Below are 4,711 nucleotides of genomic sequence, written 5' to 3'. Positions count from 1 at the left end.
GAAATTCTACGGTCTTGCCATGATCCCAGTCTTCACACTGCTTTATTATTTCTGTGAAGAATTAGGTTGGCGTGGCTATGCGCTTCCTCACTTAATGCAGCGTGTTGATGCTTTCACGGCAGCTATTATCATTGGGATTGCCTGGAGTCTATTCCATTTACCGCTGATGAATTTTTATGTATTGATTGCACACCCAATGTCATTTGTGTTGTATACGGTATCTACCATCATGAGCAGTCTATTCTTAACCTGGCTTTATCTCAAAACCAATAGCAGCTTGTTGTTAGTCAGCTTAGCGCATGGCCTCACTGATCTGTATGGTGCTTTTTCACCCAGCATTATTTCCTCATTAGGCCAAGGTGAAAGTGAACTAGTAATTCTGCTTCGGTTTTTATTCTTTTTGCCAATTTTTATATTACTGTTTCAGAATCGAACTCGTTTTCAAATACCACTGAACGCCAGTTGATTATGAGCACTTAAACACAAACCGTAATAGCACCATTTTTTTGATAACAAGTTTAACCTTTTATTCCCTCGGCTTATTATTGAATGAGTACGACCGCTGGAGTAGCCCATACCAAAATTGACAATCAAACTGATTCAATAAATTTTTACTTAATTGAAATAATGTAGGTGACTCACTTTGATTATCCAGCTCAATAACCACAATGCTTTTTTCCATCCCATAATCAACGATGGATTTCATATTTATAGAATCAGCTTCTGCTAAAAACGCTTTTACATAATTTTCAAATGAAGTGCAATTGCCTCCAGAATAACTAACAACAATCTGTAGTCGATTAGGCTTTGAAAGATTATTAAATACTTTTTTTGAACCTTGAAAAATATCACCCATCGATAAAAGCTCAACACATCGCACTGTATAATCTTGGTAATAATGAGATCTACCTTTGGCCTGTATCACCTTATGTTCAGGATTACTTCGCCATTGTTTAATCGCTTCTAAATTTCCCCAATAGCTGATTGTTAAACCATAACCTGATTGGTTTCTTACACTCTCATGCCTTAAGAAACCTTTCTGTTCAGCCACCCGCTCTAACATCAATTGAGCATCTTGATAATACGCTTCATCTTGCTGATCGTTGCTTCGCTGACTAAAAAAGAGTATGGCAAACCTTGGTTCAGTTATTTTCATTACGGATTCCAAAATAGTTTATTGTGAACAAAGATCAATTCTTCTTAACAAAGACACCATTATTGGTATCGTTTAAAAAAGGGATTGTCATCGTTTTTACGTTACCATTGGAGTCAACTTTAAAATAAATCAAATCTTGTCCCGGACTCAGCATCGGTTCTGGTATTCCATTGGGGTCAGGCCAAAAGGCTTTGAGTGTATTTTTCTTGCAGGCACTTAATTGCCATTGAATCTTTTGCGGGCCAATAGTCAAACTCAATTTTTTCTCTGCTTTTGAAATAAGCAACTGACCATAGACCGGGTTGTAATAAGTGCCAACGTATTGCGTTAAATCTGCATTAGCATCAGAAAGGCAATGGTCGCTTCCTGTAGCTTTTTTTGCTTGTTGGATTGCTTCAGTTCGTTGCTTTAAATAAATCTTGTCCCAGTTCTTTTGAGGTTTACCATAGAGATAATGATCAAAAAACCAATGGACTAACACGGTTGGCAAACTCGTCGTATAGTTGTTAGTCAAGACGACCATGCCCAGCTTCGCTTGCGGGATATAAGCCATGAAAGCATGCATCCCCGTGCCGCCACCTGAATGATAAAGTAGGGTATAAGGACGATAGGAGCTATTATCAATGAACCAACCCTCTCCGTAAGCAAGCACCGTCTTACCTGATTTATTTTTTTCAATAACCGTTTTAGGGGTATGAATGAATTCCATCGTTTTTTCAGAAACCAACTGTTTGCCATCATAAGAACCGTTATTCATATTGAACATTAGCCATTTGGCTAGGTCTACGGCTGTCGAATGAATACCGCCGCCAGCCAAACCAATATCCAGCGCCCATTGCTTCGATAAATAAGGAGAATCAGGCGCGTAAGGATAATTCTTTAATTGGTAAGTGAGCAAGAAAGGTTGAGCAACGTTTTTTTCCTGTTTTAATTTAGGCTCTGTTCGAATAAAAGATCGGTTCATCCCTAAGGGCTTAAAAATCCATTGATGAATGTCTGCCGTATAAGAATGACCGCTACTCTTTTCAATAATTTTCTTAGCCACGGCTAAAAAGATATCTTGATAAGCAAACTCGTTACGAAATGGCGCCGCTGGCTTGACGTAACGCAAAGCATAAAGGGTATGGTCTGTGCTATAACCAAAATCTCCTAAAGCATCTAAGGCATCAGCAGGTAAACCACTATCATGTGCAATCAGGTCTCTGATTTCGAAGGCTTGTGTGGTTTTCTGATCATAGAGTTTAAAGCTAGGATAAAGCGATAAGACCTTAGTATTCCAAGTATATTTCCCTTGATCAACTTGCAGACCTAACATAACGGCAGTAAATGATTTGGTTAGCGAAGCAATATCAAAAAGCGTGTTAGGGGTTACGGGTTGTCCTTTGGCATTCCGCTCACCAAACCCTTTAGCGTAAATAATTTTATTATCTTTTACGACTGCAACAGCAACACCAGGCACATGCCACTGTTTTTGTATTTTTTTAGTATAAGTGGTTAGGTTATTAAGAAGCTGTTTAATAGGCATCTGAGCTTGTATCAGTTGATCTGCGAAAGATAAATTGGGTGTCACTATGCCACTAAACCCAATAATGATTGCAGTAATGAATGGATTAAATTTTCTAATGAGTCTCACCTTAAAAACCTCTGTTTGTTTTGCAATATGCCTAAGCTTGGCAAATAACTAAAATTTGCCTCGTCACCTAACATTCTTCCTAATTCTATTATTAGGGAATAGTGATTGACCACATAAAGTTTGATGTTTTCTCACCGCTAAGGCTACTGTTTTAATCGCTTGATCTACAACCAGTGGCTGACTAATCATAATATGATGATTGCTCTTTGGTACCACATAATAAAGACTACAGGGCACTTCGTTAGCAAACTGTTGATTGATTCTTCGCCAAAGTTGGTAGCCCTCGGTTGTCTCGCTTTCCACTAAAACAATCAGTGGAATGTTTGGCAGTTTACCCGCTTTCTCTAGCTCATTTGCACTCTCTGCCTTACCCATCACTTCCAAATCCTCTACAAGCTTGGCATGTTGTCTCGCTGACAACTGTTGACTAGATAACCATCGCTTTGCCTCCTGAGTCACTTGAGTGAGATGTTGGTGATCCTGCATGATTTTATTTAATAATTGTTTATCTTGCTCACTCAATCCTTTTGTATTCAATTCATTTAAATGGACTTGATAACGGTTATTGGCATCGACCATGACCAGCCCTGCTATTTCTTTGGGATAACGTCTAGCAAAATAAGAAGCGTATAATCCGCCTATTGAGTGCGCAACCAAGATATAAGGTGGTCTCACATCCGCTTTTTTTAGAATAATACGCAATCGCTTCACCACAGCAGCTGAAGTTCTTGGTTTGTCATCAATGATTTCACTACGGCCAAGCCCTTGACGATCATAGCCAATCACTGTGGTATATCGTGAAACAACTGGAATGATTTTATTCCACTGGCGAATCGTCTCGCCACCACCATTGAGTAACACAACTGCTGGTGAACCTTTGCCGTATTTTTCTACCCAAAGCTTATGTCCATCAACAAAAATAAAATTGCCGTAAATGTGGTAATTAATAGGGGCATACGTCGGTTTATTGCAGCTTAAACACTGATTCATTTTCTGAGTGTAATGCGTCAGTTGAGGTATAAAGTTATTTGATGCGAATACTTTAGTGCTCGCAAATAAAAAGCCTACTAAAATCAATAAAGCAATCTGGCATTTTAAATGATTCATTAACTTACCTAGCCTATTACTTAAACAAATTAGTGCTTATGCCCGAACTTCTTCACCCATTTCAATCGGCGTATCAACGCTTCGATAATACTGTTTACCAATCGCCTTCATTACTAAAGAAGCAATCGTAATGTAGACGGTTAAAATGACGATATTCATGCCAATGTTGGCAAACACTAAGTGCCAGACTTGGTTAGGATAGATTTTTTCAAAAGCAAAATAGTCCGTCGGCAAGCCGTGTCCAATGACCACAATGGCCGTTGAAATAAACGAAGCGATGAAAAACTTTTTAATATGTTTTTGCATCACAGCATAAAGTAACACCTCAACAATACCGGCAATCACTGAACCAATAATGCCCGCCCAAAACATACGAGGAATGGGCATAATGACAATATTGTATGCTTGTAAGTGAATAAAGCTTGCAGGGTGCGGCATCGAATTAACCAGGTATAAAGCATAAGAATAAAGGAAATCACAAAAGTGAAAAATAACAATCATGACGATTACCAAGTATTTACCCAGTAATCGCGTCAACATATCCAACATCGGGTACAAGCCAGAGTACAACATCACAGAACCACTGATAGTAATTCCGAATACTGAAATTAGTCGAAAAGCCAGTGGATCACACGCCAAAGAAAAGGTGATATAAATAACACTGATGGTTAATAGGATTAAAAACTTTTTATTGCTCACACAGATCTCCTTAAACGGTTAAATAATGTTGCTTATTAATCGACGGTTTTATGCTTTCTGTCATGTAGCACCGAGTCAATATTTTCATCAGGTAATTCTTCATATTGTGGCAAATC

5 protein-coding genes are annotated in these 4,711 nt (G+C 38.5%); 1 reads left to right on the top strand and 4 read right to left on the bottom strand.

The genetic code is table 11. The annotated features are described in order from the left end of the window. Window positions 1-466 (top strand): hypothetical protein (locus COV52_00870; GenBank protein PIR12036.1); only part of this gene is annotated, 466 nt, incomplete at its 5' end. 60 nt (window positions 467-526) lie between these two features. On the opposite strand, the gene COV52_00865 is transcribed toward COV52_00870, so the two are convergent. From COV52_00865 to COV52_00850, 4 genes are all read right to left on the bottom strand, one after another. Further along, the gene (locus COV52_00865; GenBank protein ID PIR12031.1) at window positions 527-1,156 is read right to left on the bottom strand and encodes a hypothetical protein; all 630 of its coding nucleotides are present in this window, start codon (window positions 1,154-1,156) and stop codon (window positions 527-529) included. A gap of 34 nt (window positions 1,157-1,190) precedes the next feature. After that, on the bottom strand, window positions 1,191-2,726 hold the full coding sequence (locus COV52_00860; protein ID PIR12030.1) for a hypothetical protein: 1,536 nt from the start codon (window positions 2,724-2,726) through the stop codon (window positions 1,191-1,193). Window positions 2,727-2,852: 126 nt separating this feature from the next. Then, the gene (locus tag COV52_00855; GenBank protein ID PIR12029.1) at window positions 2,853-3,896 is read right to left on the bottom strand and encodes a hypothetical protein; all 1,044 of its coding nucleotides are present in this window, start codon (window positions 3,894-3,896) and stop codon (window positions 2,853-2,855) included. A gap of 36 nt (window positions 3,897-3,932) precedes the next feature. After that, entirely contained in the window at window positions 3,933-4,595 is a 663-nt protein-coding gene (locus COV52_00850) for a hypothetical protein (protein PIR12028.1), read from the bottom strand. Between the last annotated feature and the right edge of the window lie 116 nt (window positions 4,596-4,711).

It is taken from the genome of Gammaproteobacteria bacterium CG11_big_fil_rev_8_21_14_0_20_46_22, assembly GCA_002796245.1.
Taxonomy (GTDB): Bacteria; Pseudomonadota; Gammaproteobacteria; order UBA12402; family UBA12402; genus 1-14-0-20-46-22.
Note: the sequence above shows the minus strand (reverse complement) of the source record. Positions and strands in the feature narration are given on the sequence as shown.

What these genes read in the sequence shown, in the direction of transcription:
- COV52_00865 (PIR12031.1), bottom strand. Translation starts at nt 1,156, where the DNA reads ATGAAAATAACTGAACCAAGGTTTGCCATACTCTTTTTTAGTCAGCGA.
- COV52_00855 (PIR12029.1), bottom strand. Translation starts at nt 3,896, where the DNA reads ATGAATCATTTAAAATGCCAGATTGCTTTATTGATTTTAGTAGGCTTT.